Origin of the sequence: Pararhizobium sp. LjRoot255 (assembly GCF_964252905.1) — a bacterium.
Taxonomy (GTDB): domain Bacteria; phylum Pseudomonadota; class Alphaproteobacteria; order Rhizobiales; family Rhizobiaceae; genus Pararhizobium.
In genome coordinates, this window is the sequence record NZ_CAXUPQ020000001.1 from 3,363,475 (window position 1) to 3,379,012 (window position 15,538).

The 15,538-nt window shown below is 62.1% G+C and carries 16 protein-coding genes; 10 read left to right on the top strand and 6 right to left on the bottom strand.

Going from position 1 to position 15,538, the window contains the following annotated elements:
• Positions 1 to 258 precede the first annotated feature (258 nt).
• The 5 genes from cobT to ACSQ2W_RS16175 all read left to right on the top strand — a co-directional run bounded on the left by cobT (position 259) and on the right by ACSQ2W_RS16175 (position 5,902).
• Positions 259 to 1,275, top strand: coding sequence for a nicotinate-nucleotide--dimethylbenzimidazole phosphoribosyltransferase (cobT, locus tag ACSQ2W_RS16155; protein WP_436087163.1), 1,017 nt, complete (start codon positions 259 to 261; stop codon positions 1,273 to 1,275).
• Positions 1,276 to 1,545: 270 nt separating this feature from the next.
• On the top strand, positions 1,546 to 1,956 hold the full coding sequence (locus ACSQ2W_RS16160; protein WP_436087164.1) for a diacylglycerol kinase: 411 nt from the start codon (positions 1,546 to 1,548) through the stop codon (positions 1,954 to 1,956).
• Between the two features lie 150 nt (positions 1,957 to 2,106).
• Positions 2,107 to 3,132 (top strand): iron ABC transporter substrate-binding protein, encoded by a 1,026-nt coding sequence (locus tag ACSQ2W_RS16165; protein WP_436087165.1) that lies wholly within the window; start codon positions 2,107 to 2,109, stop codon positions 3,130 to 3,132.
• A 161-nt stretch (positions 3,133 to 3,293) separates the two neighbouring features.
• On the top strand, positions 3,294 to 4,847 hold the full coding sequence (locus ACSQ2W_RS16170; RefSeq protein ID WP_436087810.1) for an ABC transporter permease: 1,554 nt from the start codon (positions 3,294 to 3,296) through the stop codon (positions 4,845 to 4,847).
• The gene (locus ACSQ2W_RS16175) at positions 4,844 to 5,902 is read left to right on the top strand and encodes an ABC transporter ATP-binding protein (protein WP_436087166.1); all 1,059 of its coding nucleotides are present in this window, start codon (positions 4,844 to 4,846) and stop codon (positions 5,900 to 5,902) included. The genes ACSQ2W_RS16170 and ACSQ2W_RS16175 overlap by 4 nt, the downstream gene beginning before the upstream one ends.
• 40 nt (positions 5,903 to 5,942) lie before the next feature.
• Here ACSQ2W_RS16175 and ACSQ2W_RS16180 read toward each other — a convergent pair whose 3' ends face one another.
• On the bottom strand, positions 5,943 to 7,478 hold the full coding sequence (locus tag ACSQ2W_RS16180) for a sensor histidine kinase (protein WP_436087167.1): 1,536 nt from the start codon (positions 7,476 to 7,478) through the stop codon (positions 5,943 to 5,945).
• A gap of 127 nt (positions 7,479 to 7,605) precedes the next feature.
• On the opposite strand from ACSQ2W_RS16180, the gene ACSQ2W_RS16185 reads away from it, so the two are divergent.
• The 3 genes from ACSQ2W_RS16185 to ACSQ2W_RS16195 all read left to right on the top strand — a co-directional run bounded on the left by ACSQ2W_RS16185 (position 7,606) and on the right by ACSQ2W_RS16195 (position 9,392).
• Complete coding sequence (locus tag ACSQ2W_RS16185) at positions 7,606 to 8,181, top strand: thermonuclease family protein (RefSeq protein WP_436087168.1); 576 nt, start codon at positions 7,606 to 7,608, stop codon at positions 8,179 to 8,181.
• 18 nt (positions 8,182 to 8,199) lie between these two features.
• Entirely contained in the window at positions 8,200 to 8,838 is a 639-nt protein-coding gene (locus ACSQ2W_RS16190; protein ID WP_436087169.1) for a uracil-DNA glycosylase family protein, read from the top strand.
• Positions 8,839 to 8,903: 65 nt separating this feature from the next.
• A complete protein-coding gene (locus ACSQ2W_RS16195) occupies positions 8,904 to 9,392 on the top strand; it encodes an Lrp/AsnC family transcriptional regulator (RefSeq protein WP_436081055.1) in 489 nt (162 codons plus the stop codon).
• Between the two features lie 11 nt (positions 9,393 to 9,403).
• Here ACSQ2W_RS16195 and ACSQ2W_RS16200 read toward each other — a convergent pair whose 3' ends face one another.
• From ACSQ2W_RS16200 to ACSQ2W_RS16215, 4 genes are all read right to left on the bottom strand, one after another.
• Entirely contained in the window at positions 9,404 to 10,096 is a 693-nt protein-coding gene (locus tag ACSQ2W_RS16200) for a DNA alkylation repair protein (protein WP_436087170.1), read from the bottom strand.
• Positions 10,093 to 10,962 carry an NAD(P)-dependent oxidoreductase gene (locus tag ACSQ2W_RS16205; RefSeq protein ID WP_436087171.1) on the bottom strand — a complete coding sequence of 290 codons (870 nt, stop codon included), beginning with the start codon at positions 10,960 to 10,962 and terminating at the stop codon, positions 10,093 to 10,095. The genes ACSQ2W_RS16200 and ACSQ2W_RS16205 overlap by 4 nt, the downstream gene beginning before the upstream one ends.
• Before the next feature lie 110 nt (positions 10,963 to 11,072).
• The gene (locus tag ACSQ2W_RS16210) at positions 11,073 to 12,344 is read right to left on the bottom strand and encodes an MgtC/SapB family protein (protein ID WP_436087172.1); all 1,272 of its coding nucleotides are present in this window, start codon (positions 12,342 to 12,344) and stop codon (positions 11,073 to 11,075) included.
• A gap of 108 nt (positions 12,345 to 12,452) precedes the next feature.
• A complete protein-coding gene (locus ACSQ2W_RS16215; RefSeq protein ID WP_436087173.1) occupies positions 12,453 to 13,268 on the bottom strand; it encodes a methyltransferase domain-containing protein in 816 nt (271 codons plus the stop codon).
• 143 nt (positions 13,269 to 13,411) lie between these two features.
• On the opposite strand from ACSQ2W_RS16215, the gene ACSQ2W_RS16220 reads away from it, so the two are divergent.
• Positions 13,412 to 14,134 carry a DUF2270 domain-containing protein gene (locus ACSQ2W_RS16220; protein WP_436087174.1) on the top strand — a complete coding sequence of 241 codons (723 nt, stop codon included), beginning with the start codon at positions 13,412 to 13,414 and terminating at the stop codon, positions 14,132 to 14,134.
• Between the two features lie 203 nt (positions 14,135 to 14,337).
• Entirely contained in the window at positions 14,338 to 15,042 is a 705-nt protein-coding gene (locus ACSQ2W_RS16225) for an SDR family oxidoreductase (protein WP_436087175.1), read from the top strand.
• Between the two features lie 75 nt (positions 15,043 to 15,117).
• Here the strand turns inward: ACSQ2W_RS16225 and ACSQ2W_RS16230 are convergent, their stop codons facing one another.
• A complete protein-coding gene (locus ACSQ2W_RS16230; RefSeq protein ID WP_113006516.1) occupies positions 15,118 to 15,384 on the bottom strand; it encodes an usg protein in 267 nt (88 codons plus the stop codon).
• Positions 15,385 to 15,538: the final 154 nt, after the last annotated feature.

Below are 15,538 nucleotides of genomic sequence, written 5' to 3' on the forward strand. Positions count from 1 at the left end.
GCTCCCCCCGCGTTTTTCCGCCGTTCGAGCGAACGTGGCAAACGCTTCGATGTGATTTTAGGGCATCTTATCCGCTTGCAAGTGCTTCCACTTGAAGCGGGGATGCTTCCCCCGCGAATCGGTGTTTTCAGGCTGATCATGCGACGGCGACACGAACAGGCGCAAATGCCGTTGCCGGATTTGTCATCGCGCTCTATGAGGAAGCACCTTTGCGGGCGAAACATCCGCTGACGACGAGACGACAAGAGGATACCGATCATGAGTGCCAGCGGCCTGCCGTTCGACGATTTCCGTGAGTTGCTGCGCAACCTGCCTGGCCCCGACAGCGCGGCGCTGGTGGCAGCCCGCGAGCGCGACGCGCAGCTGACCAAGCCGCCGGGTGCGCTCGGCCGTCTGGAGGAAATCGCCTTCTGGCTTGCCGCCTGGACGGGCAGGGCGCCTGCCGTCAACCGGCCGCTGGTGGCGATCTTTGCCGGCAATCACGGCGTGACGAAGCAGGGCGTGACGCCTTTTCCGCCCTCGGTGACGGCGCAGATGGTCGAGAATTTCGCAGCCGGTGGTGCTGCCATCAACCAGATCTGCGTCAGCCACGATCTGGGTCTGAAGGTGTTCGATCTGGCGCTGGACTACCCGACAGCCGATATCACCGAAGAAGCGGCGCTTTCGGAGCGCGACTGCGCGGCCACGATGGCTTTCGGCATGGAGGCGGTTGCCGGCGGCACAGACCTTCTGTGCATCGGCGAGATGGGCATCGGCAACACGACGATTGCCGCCGCCATCAACCTGGCGCTTTATGGCGGGACTGCTGAAGACTGGGTCGGCCCCGGCACCGGTTCGCAGGGCGAGGTGCTGGCGCGCAAGATCGCCGCCGTCGAAAAAGCGGTTGCGCTGCATGCCGACCATCTGTCCGATCCGCTCGAAGTGCTGCGGCGTCTCGGCGGCCGCGAGATCGCCGCGATGGCCGGCGCGATCCTTGCCGCGCGCATGCAAAAAATCCCCGTCATCATCGACGGTTACGTGGCAACGACGGCTGCCGCCATTCTGTGCGCCGCCAACCCGGCAGCGCTCGATCATTGCCTGATCGGCCATGTCTCGGCCGAGCCCGGCCACATGAAGGCGATCGAGATGCTCGGCAAGACGCCGCTTCTGGCGCTCGGCATGCGGCTCGGCGAGGGCACCGGTGCCGCGTTGGCCGCAGGCATCGTCAAGGCCGCCGCCGCCTGCCATTCGGGCATGGCGACGTTTGCCCAGGCTGGCGTCAGCAACAAGAGCTGACGGGCGTTCACGGTAGTACGGCCGGTTGCGTCGATGAATGCGGCCGGGCGATGCATGGATTTGTTCTGATGCAGGCCTGAAGGCCGGTTTATACGGTTAATTGCAGCGCTTGCCGCCATCGTCCGGCCATGATGGGGCTTGATACCGCATGCCTTCTCACTTATGCGGAAGCGGCGATCTGATCACAACCCGCAGCCGTTCGACAACATTCAGGCCGGTGTCAGAATTGCATGCTCGATGCATTCGCTCCACGCGGCGCTAGGAGCGAACATGTATCTGGACAGGGACTTTCGTGGCATGGGCAAGCCGGTAAAGAAGCACACGGGCATCCGGCATTTCTTCGCCGCTGCGAGCTACTCGCTGGGCGGTGCCAAGCGCCTGTTGAGCGAGGCCGCGTTTCGCCATGAGCTCATGGCCTTCGGGATCGCCATGGTTGCCTTCGTCATCAGCGGCGCGACCTTATTCCAGTATGTTGCGATGCTGGTCTTGTTCCTGCTGATGATCGCCTTTGAAGCGCTGAACACGGCGATCGAGGAGATCGTCGATCGCGTCTCGCCGGAAATCTCCGAGATGGGCAAGAATGCCAAGGATCTCGGATCGCTGGCCTGCCTTTGCCTGATCCTCGCCAATGCCGGCTACGCGGGCTATGTTGTTTTCCTTTCGAAGATTTTCGCCTTCTGACGCGCGAAGGCTTTATTCCCCTGTGAGCGGTCAAATTAATTTGAGCGGCGGTACGGCATGCCGGAGCCGATCAAAGTTGACGCCGGAAATCATAATTATATACCGGAACCGCTGGGCAGATGGTCCGGCCAAACATTTCGAGAGGCTTCCATGAAAATTTCGATCCCGGGTTCCGCACGTGCGCTTGCGCTGGCAACTACGCTGTTTGGCGCGTCGATGCTTGGCGCGACCGCCGCCAAGGCCGACGACATCGGCATTGTCGTCTACAACGCCCAGCATGAGAGCCTCGGCGTCGCCTGGGCCGAGGCCTTCGCCAAGGAGACCGGCATCCCGGTGACCTTGCGCAAGGGCGGCGACATGGAGTTCGCCAACCAGATCGTCCAGGAAGGTGCGGCATCGCCGGCCGATGTGTTCCTGACCGAGAATTCGCCGGCGATGTCGCTGGTCGACGGGGCGGGCCTGTTCGAGCCGGTCGCCGCCGACACGCTCAAGCAGGTGCCTGAGAATTTCCGCCCGTCGAACGGCCACTGGATCGGCGTTGCTGCCCGCTCGACCGTATTTGCCTATGACAAGACCAAGCTGAGCGAAGACAAGCTGCCGAAATCGATGCTCGATCTGGCGGATCCGAGCTGGAAGGGCCGTTGGGCCGCGTCGCCTTCCGGCGCCGACTTCCAGGCGATCGTCAGCGCGCTTCTGTCGCTCAAGGGCGAGGAGGTGACGGCCTCCTGGCTCACCTCGATGAAGGAAAACTTCACGGCCTACAAGGGCAACTCGACGGCGATGAAGGCGGTCAATGCCGGCGAAGTCGAGGGCGCGGTGATCTATCACTATTACTACTTCGGCGACCAGGCGAAGACCGGCGAGAACAGCAAGAATGTCGCGCTGCATTTCTTCAAGAACGAAGATCCGGGCGCTTTCGTCAGCATTTCCGGCGGCGGCGTGCTTGCCTCCAGCCAGCACAAGGAAAATGCTCAGAAGTTCCTCGCCTGGGTAACGGGCAAGGGCGGCCAGGCAATCCTGCGCGACGGCAATTCCTTCGAATACGCTGTCGGCAATGGCGAAGCGTCGAACGCAGCGCTGCCGGCTCTCTCCGATCTGCAATATCCGAAGGTCGATCCGGCGACGCTCAACAGCGCAAAAGTCACGGACCTGATGACGGCGGCCGGTCTGCTGTGATAGGCAGGGCTTAAACCTGAACGGAACTCTCCGCTTAGGTATGTGATCGGAACTACTGGTGATGTTCGCAGCGGTTCGGGACGGGCGGTTGCGAATATTCTTTTGGTTTGAAGGCAGAGATATTGAGTGCCACTGCGTTTCACGTCGAATCCACCCCCGCCCTGCGGCGGCTGGTTGTTGCCGCCAGAGGCCGTGCACGGGTTCCCTATCTCTGGGTCACGATCCTTGCGGCCCTCGTTTCGCTCGTCAGCCTCGTGCCGCTCGGCTTCATCGCCTGGATCACCATCCAGACCGGCTGGGAGACCGCGTCAAAGCTGATCTTCCGCGCTCGCGTCGGCGAGTTGCTGATCAACACGGCGCTGCTTGAACTCTGCACCATTCCGCTGACCATCGTGCTTTCGGTCGTGCTCGCCTGGCTGACGGAGCGGACCGATCTCCCCGGTGCACGCCTCTGGGCGTGGCTTGCGGTGGCGCCGCTCGCGGTCCCGGCCTTCGTGCACAGCTATGCCTGGATCAGTCTGTTTCCCGGCCTGCACGGCCTGCCGGGCGGCGTGCTGGTTTCAGTGCTTGCCTATTTCCCGTTTCTCTATCTGCCGGTTGCCGCGCAACTCAGGCGTCTCGACCCGGCGATCGAGGATGCGGCAGCCTCCCTCGGGCTCAATCCGTGGCAGGTCTTCTTTCGCACCATCCTGCCGCAGTTGCGACTGGCGATCTGTGGCGGCTCGCTGCTGGTGGGCCTCCATCTTCTGGCCGAGTACGGTCTCTACGTGATGATTCGCTTCGACACGTTCTCGACCGCCATCGTCGACCAGTTCCAGTCGGCCTTCAACGGCCCGGCAGCGAACATGCTGGCCGGCGTTCTCGTCTCCTGTTGCCTGCTGCTTCTCGGCATTGAGCTGATTGTGCGTGGCGGCGAGCGCTATGCCCGTGTCGGTTCAGGTGCTGCACGGCCGGCGGACAGGCGGCGGCTCGGCTTCATGGTGGTTCCGGCGCTTGCGCTCAACATCGTGACGATGGCGCTTGCGATCGGCGTGCCCTTCGTCACCCTGACGCGCTGGCTTTATATCGGCGGTGCCGAGATCTGGCGGATCGATCTTGTCGGTAGCGCGTTCGGGCAGACCATCGTGCTGGCCGTCGCGGGTGGCGTTATGGCGACGATCACTGCTGCGCCGATGGCCTGGCTGTCGGTGCGGGCGCCCGGTCGGCTGCAGCGGATTTTCGAAGCCTGCCATTATTATGTCGGCTCGCTTCCCGGCGTCGTCGTGGCGCTGGCGCTGGTGACGATCACGGTGCGGCTGATCCTGCCGCTCTACCAGACATTCGCGACGCTGTTCCTTGCCTATGTGCTGCTGTTCCTGCCCCGCGCCATGGTCGGTCTGCGCACCAGTATCGCGCAGGCGCCGGTGGAGCTTGAGCGCGCCGCGATGGCATTGGGGCGCACCCCGTTCCAGGCGGTTCGCCAGACGACGATGCGGCTGGCAGCACCCGGCGTTGCGGCAAGTACGGCACTGGTGGCGCTTGGCATCACCAACGAACTGACGGCGACGTTGATGCTGTCGCCAACCGGCGTTGAGACCTTGGCCACCAAATTCTGGTCGCTCACCAGCGAGATCGACTATGTCGCGGCAGCGCCCTATGCGGTGATGATGGTGATTTTGTCGCTGCCGCTGACCTTCCTCCTTTACATCCAATCCAGACGGGCAGCCGGGCAATGACGTTTCTGACCATCGACGCCATCAGGAAATCCTACGGCCCGACAGTGGCATTGGACGCGATCGACATGACAATCGAGGCGGGTGGCCGCACGGCGATCGTCGGACCCTCCGGCTCCGGCAAGACGACGCTTTTGCGCATCATCGCCGGTTTCGAGACGCCCGATGTCGGCTCGCTGATCCTGGACGGACGAGCGCTGGCCGGCAAGGGTGTGCTCGTGCCGGCCCACAAGCGCGGCATCGGCATCGTTTCGCAGGACGGGGCGCTCTTCCCGCATCTGACGGTGGCCGACAATATCGGTTTCGGGTTGGCCAAGAAGGCCGCGGACCGTGACAAGCGGATCGCCGAGCTGATGGAAATGGTCGAGCTCGACGGCATCATGGCGGCACGGCGTCCGCATCAGCTTTCCGGGGGGCAGCAGCAGCGTGTCGCACTGGCGCGGGCGCTAGCGCTGAAGCCCCGGCTGATGTTGCTGGACGAGCCCTTCTCGGCGCTCGATACCGGCTTGCGTGACACGATGCGGCGGACGGTCGCGCGGGTGCTGCGCGCCGCCGGGACGACGGCGATCCTGGTTACGCATGATCAGGCCGAGGCACTGTCCTTCGCCGATCAGGTGGCCGTGCTGCGACAGGGGCGGCTTGTCCAGTTCGGGTCTCCACGCGCGCTCTACGGAAAGCCGCGTGACCGCGAAACAGCGACCTTCCTCGGCGAAGCCATTCTGCTCGACGCCGATATCGTCGCTGGCCGCGCAGACTGTATTCTGGGTTCGCTCCCCGTGGAGCCGGGATCGAAAACGGGGCAGGCGACGATCATGCTGCGCCCCGAACAGATCCGGCTTACGACAGCTGTTGCCAGGAGCGTGCCGGATGGCCCTGTGGGGCGCATCGACGATGTCGAGTTCGGCGGCGGCGACTGCATGGTTCTCGTCCGGATCGATCGCACCGACCGCGCGATGCCGGATTTCCTGTCGATCAAATGTGTCGGTTTCGAAATTCCCGAGCCGGGCGATCTGGTGCAGATCAGCGTCCACGGCCCGGCGCATGTGCTGGCCGACTGACGAGCATCGCGGCGCAGTTCGAGCGAAAGGCTTGGCGGCCTCAGGCGAAGCTTTTCCGGCGCCGCTCGATCGCCGGCGCGTCCTCGACGGCGGGGATGCTCTGCAGCACCCGCTTTGACGGCAGGATGGCGATGGCTTCCGTGCCTTCGCGCAGCTTGGAGCGCAGGATGAACTGGCCATTGTGCTTGGCAAGGATCGCCTGCACGATCGGCAGGCCGAGGCCGGTTCCCTGTTCGGCGCTCTTGATGGCGATCGACCCCTGGCCGAAGGCCGAGAGCACGACCGGGATTTCGTCTTCGGGAATGCCGGGGCCATTGTCCTTGATGGAGAGATACTGCCCGCCGCCGGCCGTCCAGCCGGCCTTCACCGAAATTTCGCCGCCGGACGGCGTGAACTTGACGGCGTTCGACAAGAGATTGAGCGTCACCTGACGCATCGACTTCTCATCGACCCAGACCGCCGGCATACCGTGTTCGAACTGCTCGGTGATAGTGATGTTCTTGGTGCGGGCGCGCAGCTGTACCATGCCGATACAATCCTCGGTGATCTCGACGAGCTGTACTGCCTCCTCGTTGAGGTCGTATTTGCCGGCCTCGATGCGCGAAAGGTCGAGGATCTCGTTGATCAGGTCGAGCAGGTGCTGGCCGGAGCGATGGATATCGCCGGTGTATTCCTTGTAGATCGGATTGTTGAGCGGCCCGAGCACTTCCGTCGACATGACCTCGGAAAAGCCGAGGATAGCGTTGAGCGGGGTGCGCAGCTCGTGCGACATCGAGGCAAGGAAGCGGGATTTGGCGAGGTTTGCCTCCTCGGCGCGGCGCCGCGCTTCGTCCGACATCGACTTGGCGACTTCGAGTTCGGCGATCAGGTCGTCCTTTTCGGACTGCATCGACAGAATATGGATATTCGAACGGTGCATGCGGTTCGTCATGAAGACGAGGAAGATCAGCGACGTCGAAACAACCGCGGTCAAGGCCAGGTAGCCGGGGCTGCCGGTCTTGAGCGTCAGGCCGGCAAGCACCAGCATGACCGGAATGAAGGTGAAGAGCAGGGCATTGCGCAGCAGGAAGGTGCCCATCGCCGTTGCGGCAAGCGCAATCAACAGCACGGCGCCCTTGTAGAAACCGAAATTGACCTCGCCGCAGCGATCGCAATCCTGAAGCATGAAAGCTGCCCAGCAGAGGCCGAGAACGATCTGCACGATCAGGAAGCGGCGGTGCCAATAGGATACTTTTTCTGCAGTGATCTCACGGGTCTTGGCCCGGCGTGCCAGGAGAATGCCGATGGCATGGACGCAGAGCGTCATCAGGCCCCAGGCGACGATGTCGAGTGTTTGAGACAGGTAGACGCCGACGCCGGTGACCAGAAACAGGAAGAGCGGCGTGGCGATGGCGCCCTGCAGCATCGCATCGACATGGAGCCCGAGCATCTCCCTGGCAAAACCGGACGCATTCGACGGGCCGGCCTGCAGCCGTTCGCGGGTCGCGCGCACGGCTTTCGACACAGCCTTGTTGCGATGGCTGCGCGACTTGTCGACAATGATCTTGTCGGTCGAGGTGCTGACGCCCTTACTCATGATCTCAAACGCGTTAACGGAATCCGTTGAACCATAAGGGGAAATCCTTAAGAAGTTGCTGCGATTTCTTGTTTTTAGAGCTGCCTTCCGTAAGGTGAGTTTATCGTTTGCGGCAGTAGGGATAACCATGAAACGTCTGGTGAGCGTCAGCCGCGATCTTCTCCTGACGGTTTTGATTCTCCTCTTTCTCGGGCTTGTGGTGACACGCCTCGACGCTGGCCGTCAGGAACTGAGTTCGGGCCACGTGAAAGTTGTCGATGGCGACACGCTGGTTCTTGACGGCAAGCGTATCCGGCTCGTCGGTATCGATGCGCCGGAACTCCGGCAGATCTGTCAGCGCGACAATCAGCCATGGCCGTGCGGCAAAGGGGCCAGGGACCATCTGGACGCTCTGATCGGTGACGCGAAAACCACATGCGACGCGGGTGGCAGCGACCGCTATGGCCGGCTTCTGGCCGTGTGCTCGTCGGGCGGCCGCGACCTCAATGCGGCGATGGTCGGTGCAGGTTATGCCGTTGCCTTCGGAGACTACGAGGCCGAGCAGGATGCCGCGAGGGCGAAGCGGCTCGGCATCTGGGAGGGTACGTTCGATGCGCCGCGCACATGGCGCCAGACCCATGGCGGAATGGAGGAGGCACCCCATATACCGGACGGCTGGCTTGACGCGGTGATATCGCGGCTTGGCGCATGGTTGAAGACGTAGCTTTCAAGGCTTGAGGGAATGACGGACAAGGCAAGGGATGATCTGGCGGATTTATGCGCGGCGATTGCCGCCTGCCGGATCTGTCGAGACACGCCGGCGCGCGGCCCCGACCATCGGTTGCCGCACGAGCCGCGTCCGGTCGCGGTCATCTCGCCGACGGCGCGCATCCTGATCTGCGGCCAGGCGCCGGGCCTGCGCGTCCACGAGAGCGGTCTGCCGTTCAACGACGCGTCCGGCGATCGGCTCCGGCAATGGCTCGAGGTGACGCGCGATGAGTTTTATGATGCGAGACTATTTGCCATCGTGCCGATGGGTTTCTGTTTTCCTGGTTATGACGACAAGGGCAGCGATCTGCCGCCGCGCCGGGAATGCGCGCCGCGATGGCGGCAAAGGGTCATGGATGCCATGCCGCAGATCGAGCTTGTGCTTGCCATCGGCCAATATGCGCAAGGCTGGCACCTGGGCGACCGCCGCGCCGCGACGATGACCGAGACGGTGCGCAACTGGCGCAGCTATGTGGGCTCCAACACCGGACCGGCGGTGCTGGCCCTGCCGCATCCGAGCTGGCGCAATACCGGCTGGCTGAAGAGGAATCCGTGGTTCGAGGCGGAGGTGTTGCCGGTCTTGCGCGAGCGGGTCAAAAAATTGATTTCCTGAAACAATTTTCTTCCATTTGGCTTTTTTCGCGTTATAGAGAGAAAAATATTCGAAGGAGCTACTTGATGGATCGTCTTGACCGCAAAATCCTGCGTCTTCTGCAGGAAGATTCCACACTCGCCGTTGCCGACCTCGCCAAGAAGGTCGGCCTGTCCACCACGCCGTGCTGGCGCCGGATCCAGAAGATGGAAGAGGACGGCGTGATCCGCGGCCGCGTGGCGCTGCTTGATCCTGTCAAGGTCAATACCAAGGTTACGGTCTTCGTCTCGATCCGCACCAATACCCACTCCATCGAATGGCTGCGGCGCTTTTCCGAAGTGGTCGGCGAATTTCCGGAAGTGGTGGAGTTCTACCGCATGAGCGGCGACGTCGACTACCTGCTACGCGTCGTCGTGCCCGATATCGCGGCTTATGATGCCTTCTACAAGCGTCTGATCGCCAAGATCGAAATCCGCGATGTCTCATCGGCATTCGCGATGGAGCAGATCAAGTACACGACGCAACTGCCGCTCGACTACATGCAGATCGAACAGGCGAAATCGGGCGAGGAGTGAGGCCGGCGGGGCTACAGGCTCAGACGGTCAAGCACCGTGGCGCTCGCCAGTTCGCGGACGGCATCCTTGCCGATCCATCGAGCACTGCGATCCTGGCGTGCGGCGAGCGTCTCAGCCAGCGACAGGGCAGGGCCGTGGCAGCAGGCGCTACGCTTGCCGATCTGGCGTAGCGCCCAGTTTACGGCTTTTTTAACGAAATTGCGCTCGTCGCCGGCATAGGCTTCGATCAGCGCAAGCCAGGCGAGGATGGTGTCATCCGGCTCGTCCCGCAGATGAACGGTACTGACGGCGATCATCGCAAAAGCGGACCGCCGGACGAATTCGCGTTCGTCGGCGGCAAACTCCGGGATGAGGATGTCTTCCAGCCGGGCATCGACAAAGAGATCGGCGACGCCGTCAACGATTTCCCAGGAATTGAAATCCCCGGCCCAAACTCTGGCCGTCTCCAGTGCCAGCGCCTTCGGCTCGGCCGTGAACGACGCAAGCAGCCGCGCCTCGCGGATGCCGCTGGTCCACAGTTCGAGTGCGCGGCTATGATCACGCTTGATCGCCCGCGCGATCCGCCGCAGTTCGGCATTGGAAATGCCGAGCGCCGTTGTGGTTTCGATGCCGAAACGCGCCATTCCCGCACGGTTTTCCTCCCTCCGCAGTGATTTCAGATGGGCAATGACCGCATCTGCCGGAGAGGAAGGCGACAGGTTCATTTTTCCAGCCGCGCCAGCAGCGAGGAGGTGTCCCAGCGGTTGCCGCCGAGCGCCTGTACGTCGGCGTAGAACTGATCGACGAGGGCAGTGACCGGCAGCTTGGCGCCGTTGCGGCGGGCCTCGGCGAGCAGGATGTCGAGGTCCTTGCGCATCCAGTCGACGGCGAAGCCGAAATCATATTTGCCCGCGTTCATCGTCTTGTGGCGATTTTCCATCTGCCAGGAGCCAGCGGCACCCTTGGAAATGACGTCGATGACCTTCTCGATATCAAGCCCGGCCCTCTTGCCGAAATGGATGCCTTCGGCAAGCCCCTGGACGAGGCCGGCGATGCAGATCTGGTTGACCATCTTGGTGAGCTGACCGGAGCCTGCGGGACCCATCAGGCCGACCATGCGGGCATAGGCATCGATGACGGGTTTGGCGCGTTCGAAGACAGCGGGATCGCCGCCGCACATCACCGTCAGAACGCCGTTTTCGGCGCCAGCCTGGCCGCCCGACACCGGGGCGTCGATGAAATGGAAGCCGCCAGCCGACGCGGCCGTGTCGAGCTCGCGGGCGACTTCGGCAGACGCGGTCGTGTTGTCGATGTAGATCGCGCCTTTCCTCATGGTTTCGAACGCGCCATCCTTTCCGATCGTAACGGAGCGAAGGTCGTTGTCATTGCCGACGCAGGAGAAAACGAAATCCTGTCCGTCCGCCGCTTCGGCAGGTGTCGCGGCCGCGCGTCCGCCAAATTCTGCCACCCATTTCTCGGCCTTGGCGGCGGTGCGGTTGTAGACGGTCAGGTCATGCCCGCCACGCGTCTTGAGGTGACCGGCCATGGGATAGCCCATGACGCCGAGACCGATGAAAGCGACCTTTGCCATTCCAATGCTCCTCTACCGCGTATCGCGAGAGACTTAGCGGAAATGGTCCGGAGGCGGAAGGGAGAATGCCGCCGTGCGGCAGCATTTCATGAAAATACGCGGCATGGCAATCAGGATGCGAACGAACTCAGGGTGAAGTAGGCGGCTGCACCAGCAGCGATGGCCGCAAGCGTCGCCAAAGTGAGCGTTGTCGCGTAGGGTCCCTTGCCGCCAGCCGTGAATGCCAGCACGACTTTCGTCATGAGATTGACGACGACCGCGATCAGGATCGCTGCGACGGCGGTGGGAAGATCGACCGACGTCCCTGCCATACGTGCCGTCGAAAGCGTGATGGCGTCGAGATCCATCAGGCCCGACACGGCCGCGACGGCAAAAAGCATGGTTTGGCCGATCCTGTCGACCAGAACCTTTGACACCACGATGACGACGCCAAGCAGGGCGCCGAAACGCAGCACCTCGCCAAGCTCGAATGGGTTTTCGAGTTGAAGATCCGGCGCACCATGCTTGCCGTTGCCACGGCGCACGATCCAGAAGCTTGCGGCCAGCATGACAAGTACGGCCGGCACCAGCGCAATCGCCAGCGGTATCAGAAGGACGGGTGCCAGGGCGGCGCCGATAACGAGGACGCGGATGAGCGACAAGGCCCCGGCAATGGTGGCGCCGGACCCCAGTTGCCGGGCGCTTTCCGGTGCTTCGGCGGCGAAGCGGGCGAAGGAGAGCGTTAGCGCCGTCGAGGAGGCCAATCCGCCGGCGGCGCCGGCAAACAGGATGCCGCGACTGGGTCCGGCAACACGGATGGCGACATAACCGGCGAAGGAGATGGCGGCGATCGTGACCGTCAACAGCCAGAGAGTGAAGGGGTTCAAGGTGTCCCAGGGATCGATGGTCTCGTTCGGCAGCAGCGGCAGGGCGACGAGCGTCATGGCCAAAAGAATGAGGGCTGCCCTGATCTCCAGCCAGGTCAATTTCTCCAGAAAACCGTGGAGGCTGCGCTTGGCGGCGAGCAACGCGGTGGTTATGACCCCGCTGGCCGCCGCGGCCCGCACGTCGCCGACGACCGCTATCGCACCAAGCGCGAAGACAACGAAGGCCGCGACGACAGTGGTGGCGCCATAATCCTCGTCTGCCTCCGACTCTCGCAGTTTGAAGACGACGAAAGCAGCGCCGAAGAGCAGCAGCAGCACTGCAGGCAGGATGGGTCCGGCGAGTGTCTGGATATAACCGGCAAGCCCGCCGAGAAAGCCCGAAAGGCCGAACGTGCGGATACCGGCGGTTCTGCCGCCAGAGGGCACGTCGCGGTCCTGCCAGCCCCTCTCGCAGCCCACGAGGAGGCCGATGGCGAGCGCCACACCGAGGCGCTGGAAAACTTCGACAATTTCCATTCGAGAATGATAGGGCCCGGCGGCGTCAGGGCAAGAGTGGCATTCCGGCTTGCGTCACCGCGGTCCGACACGGAACACGGGAGGATGATTTTTTGCGGAAGAGGGCGGTCAGGCCCGCAGTCTTGCAATCACCAGATGGCCGGCGATCGGTTCCCCCTCTTCCATGCGCACGATGATGTCTGTGAGTTCGACGATGTCGAAGCCGATGGCGTCGAGGCGTTCGCGGACGTAGGTTTCGGCATGGGCGAAGCGCTGGTGCGGGCCGACCATGAAGGTGCGGCCGGCGAAGGTTTCCGCTGGCAGGGTTTCGCTTGAGAAGATGAACAGGCCGCCGGGGTTCATGTTTTCGGCAGCGCCGAAGAACAGGGCCTCGAGCGCGCCGAGATAGGGCAGGACGTCGGTCGCGGTGATCAGATCGAAGGGCTCGTCGTCATTGTCCTCAAGGAAATCGACGACTTCGGCGACATAGAGCGTCTGGTAGAGGTCCTTCTCGTGGGCGATCTCGACCATGTTCTCGGACAGGTCGATGCCGGTGATATCGTCTGCCATGTCGCGCAGCGCGCCACCGGTCAGGCCCGTGCCACAGCCGAGATCAAGCACCCGGGCAAACGGGCCGAGCTTTAGAGCCTGCAGCCGTTGGCGCACCATCATCGGTACGTGATAGTCGAGCTGCTCGACGAGCACATCCTCGAAGACATCGGCGTGCTGATCGAAGAGAGTAGTTACATAGGCGTCCGGCGCCTTATCGGGCGTGTCGCCACGGCCGAGCGACGCGATGCGGATGGCCGCGCCGCCGTGATCGTCCGGATCGATCGCAAGCACCTCCTCATAGGCTTTCACCGCGGCATCGACATTGCCGGATTTCTCCAGTGCAAGGGCACGGTTATAGGCTTCGGCGAGGGCTTCTTCATCAATCTTCTGCATGGCCGCGTCTTTACGGCCGCGCCGTTCTTTTGGCAATGCGAAAACCCGCTTTCCCGGGCATTTTGGGGGTGAAAAACGTTTATCGTGGCCAAAATTGAGCGCATGATAGGCCCAATAACAAAAAGCCCCGGAGGAAAATGGTCATGGACGAACTCAGCCCGGTCGAACTGCTGAAGGATGATAACGAGGCGAAAAGCCCACCCTTGCCGGCAACGCCACCGGAGACCATCACGGCCCTCGTCCACTATTATCGCGGCGAAATCGGCCGCATGGCCGGCTGGCGCGACCGCATTGACCGGACGTCGAACTGGGCGATCACCGTAGCCGCGGCATTGCTTTCGGTTTCACTTTCAACGCCGACCTCTCATCACGGGGTACTGCTGTTCGCGATGCTGCTCATCTCGCTGCTTCTGTTCATCGAAGCGCGGCGATACCGCTTCTTCGACGTCTATCGCGCTCGCGTTCGCAGAATGGAACGCGGCTATTTTGCGCAGGTCCTCAGTCCGCAAGCGCCGTTCAAGGTGAACTGGGCGACGCCGATCGCCGACAGCCTGCGGCGGCCGGCCTTCCTGATGAGCTATCGCGCGGCCGTCTGCCGGCGGTTGCGGCGCAATTATTGCTGGATGTACCTGATCCTGCTCTTGGCCTGGGCCTTGAAAATCTCGTCGCCAGTTCTACAGCCCGATGGTAGCGAGACACGGCATGTGCGCTCCCTCGCGGACGTGGCTACCAATGCGGCGCTCGGGCCTGTTTCCGGCTGGGTGGTGTTCGGCCTTGTTGCCCTGTTCTACGCTGCGATCGCCTATTTTGCGCTTCACAAGGAGCTGGGCGAGGGCGAGCTGGCACATGGCGAGGTTCATGTCTGATCCGTTGCTGCATAATTCCTTAAATCGGAATCGATCTAGGGATAAAAGTGCAGCACTTTAAAATGCTACAGCGTCCGTTGCGCGTCAGGTTTGACGTGCGGCGCTGTAGACGATATCCGCTGATGGCATGTGCAGGATTTCTTGATTGTGATTGGCGACAACTGCTGATTTTATCGCGCCTTCATTGACATGAGGAGACGACGATGACGGATCGGAAGGTTGCAATCATCACTGCGGGCGGGTCCGGCATGGGGGCTGTATCGGCGCGACGGCTGGCGGCGGAGGGCTACCGCGTCGCGATTCTTTCCTCTTCCGGCAAGGGCGAGGCGCTGGCAAACGAACTTGGCGGCGTCGGAGTGACGGGTTCCAACCAGTCCAACGACGATCTGAAGCGGCTGGTGGATACCGCCTATGCCAAATGGGGCAGGGTGGATGCTCTGATCAATTCAGCCGGGCATGGGCCGCGCGCGCCGGTGCTGGAACTGACCGACGAGGACTGGCACAAGGGAATGGACGTTTATTTCCTGAACGTCGTGCGGCCGACGCGGCTGGTGACACCGATCATGCTGGAGCAGAAATCCGGCAGCATCGTCAATATCTCAACCTATGCCACTTTCGAGCCGGACCCGCTGTTTCCGACATCGGGCGTCTTCCGCTCAGGTCTTGCCGCCTTCACCAAGCTGTTTGCCGACAAATATGCGGCCGACAACATCCGCATGAACAATGTTCTGCCGGGCTTCATCGACAGCCTGCCGGAGACCGAGGAACGACGCCAGCGCATTCCGATGGGTCGCTATGGCACATCGGAGGAAGTGGCCGAACTGGTGGCGCTTCTGGCGACCGACCGCGGCGGGTATATCACCGGCCAGAACATCCGCATCGATGGCGGCATCACCCGATCGGTGTAAATTCCTCAAGCTTCGGGGCGAGACACAATTTAACACTGGAGCGACCTTAGCGCGTCCGAAAGGACGCGCGGCGCTCTAGTTGATGATGAACTCGCCCTTGAGTGCCCGCCAGTCCGAGGCCGAGATCAGTTTCCGGTGCACGTAGCGCACTGAATGCAGGGGCCCCTCGAGCGATTCCTGCCAGAATTTCAGGAAGCTTTTCATTTCCGGAAAATCGGGCGCGATATCGTAGTGCTGCCAGATATAGGTCTGCAGGAAGCTCGGATGATCGGGCATGCGATAAAGGATCTGGGCCGTCGTCAGGCCGTAACCCTTGAGCTGCAGTTCCAGTTCATTTGTCATTTGGAACCTCATTCTCGTCAATGATGGTCCCTGGAATTGAAGCACCGATTTGGTTAATCGGGAACTAACAAAATTGTCGCACTGAAATAAATATTCAGCGAAATCAATCTATTAGCAGCGCATCGGCGTGAGTGCTGCTAAGGATGGCATCTGC

Excerpts from the sequence above, each read along its gene's own strand:
- cobT (WP_436087163.1), top strand. The coding sequence starts at position 259 with ATGAGTGCCAGCGGCCTGCCGTTCGACGATTTCCGTGAGTTGCTGCGC.
- ACSQ2W_RS16160 (WP_436087164.1), top strand. The coding sequence starts at position 1,546 with ATGTATCTGGACAGGGACTTTCGTGGCATGGGCAAGCCGGTAAAGAAG.
- ACSQ2W_RS16165 (WP_436087165.1), top strand. The coding sequence starts at position 2,107 with ATGAAAATTTCGATCCCGGGTTCCGCACGTGCGCTTGCGCTGGCAACT.
- ACSQ2W_RS16175 (WP_436087166.1), top strand. The coding sequence starts at position 4,844 with ATGACGTTTCTGACCATCGACGCCATCAGGAAATCCTACGGCCCGACA.
- ACSQ2W_RS16180 (WP_436087167.1), bottom strand. The coding sequence starts at position 7,478 with ATGAGTAAGGGCGTCAGCACCTCGACCGACAAGATCATTGTCGACAAG.
- ACSQ2W_RS16185 (WP_436087168.1), top strand. The coding sequence starts at position 7,606 with ATGAAACGTCTGGTGAGCGTCAGCCGCGATCTTCTCCTGACGGTTTTG.
- ACSQ2W_RS16190 (WP_436087169.1), top strand. The coding sequence starts at position 8,200 with ATGACGGACAAGGCAAGGGATGATCTGGCGGATTTATGCGCGGCGATT.
- ACSQ2W_RS16195 (WP_436081055.1), top strand. The coding sequence starts at position 8,904 with ATGGATCGTCTTGACCGCAAAATCCTGCGTCTTCTGCAGGAAGATTCC.
- ACSQ2W_RS16200 (WP_436087170.1), bottom strand. The coding sequence starts at position 10,096 with ATGAACCTGTCGCCTTCCTCTCCGGCAGATGCGGTCATTGCCCATCTG.
- ACSQ2W_RS16205 (WP_436087171.1), bottom strand. The coding sequence starts at position 10,962 with ATGGCAAAGGTCGCTTTCATCGGTCTCGGCGTCATGGGCTATCCCATG.
- ACSQ2W_RS16210 (WP_436087172.1), bottom strand. The coding sequence starts at position 12,344 with ATGGAAATTGTCGAAGTTTTCCAGCGCCTCGGTGTGGCGCTCGCCATC.
- ACSQ2W_RS16215 (WP_436087173.1), bottom strand. The coding sequence starts at position 13,268 with ATGCAGAAGATTGATGAAGAAGCCCTCGCCGAAGCCTATAACCGTGCC.
- ACSQ2W_RS16220 (WP_436087174.1), top strand. The coding sequence starts at position 13,412 with ATGGACGAACTCAGCCCGGTCGAACTGCTGAAGGATGATAACGAGGCG.
- ACSQ2W_RS16225 (WP_436087175.1), top strand. The coding sequence starts at position 14,338 with ATGACGGATCGGAAGGTTGCAATCATCACTGCGGGCGGGTCCGGCATG.
- ACSQ2W_RS16230 (WP_113006516.1), bottom strand. The coding sequence starts at position 15,384 with ATGACAAATGAACTGGAACTGCAGCTCAAGGGTTACGGCCTGACGACG.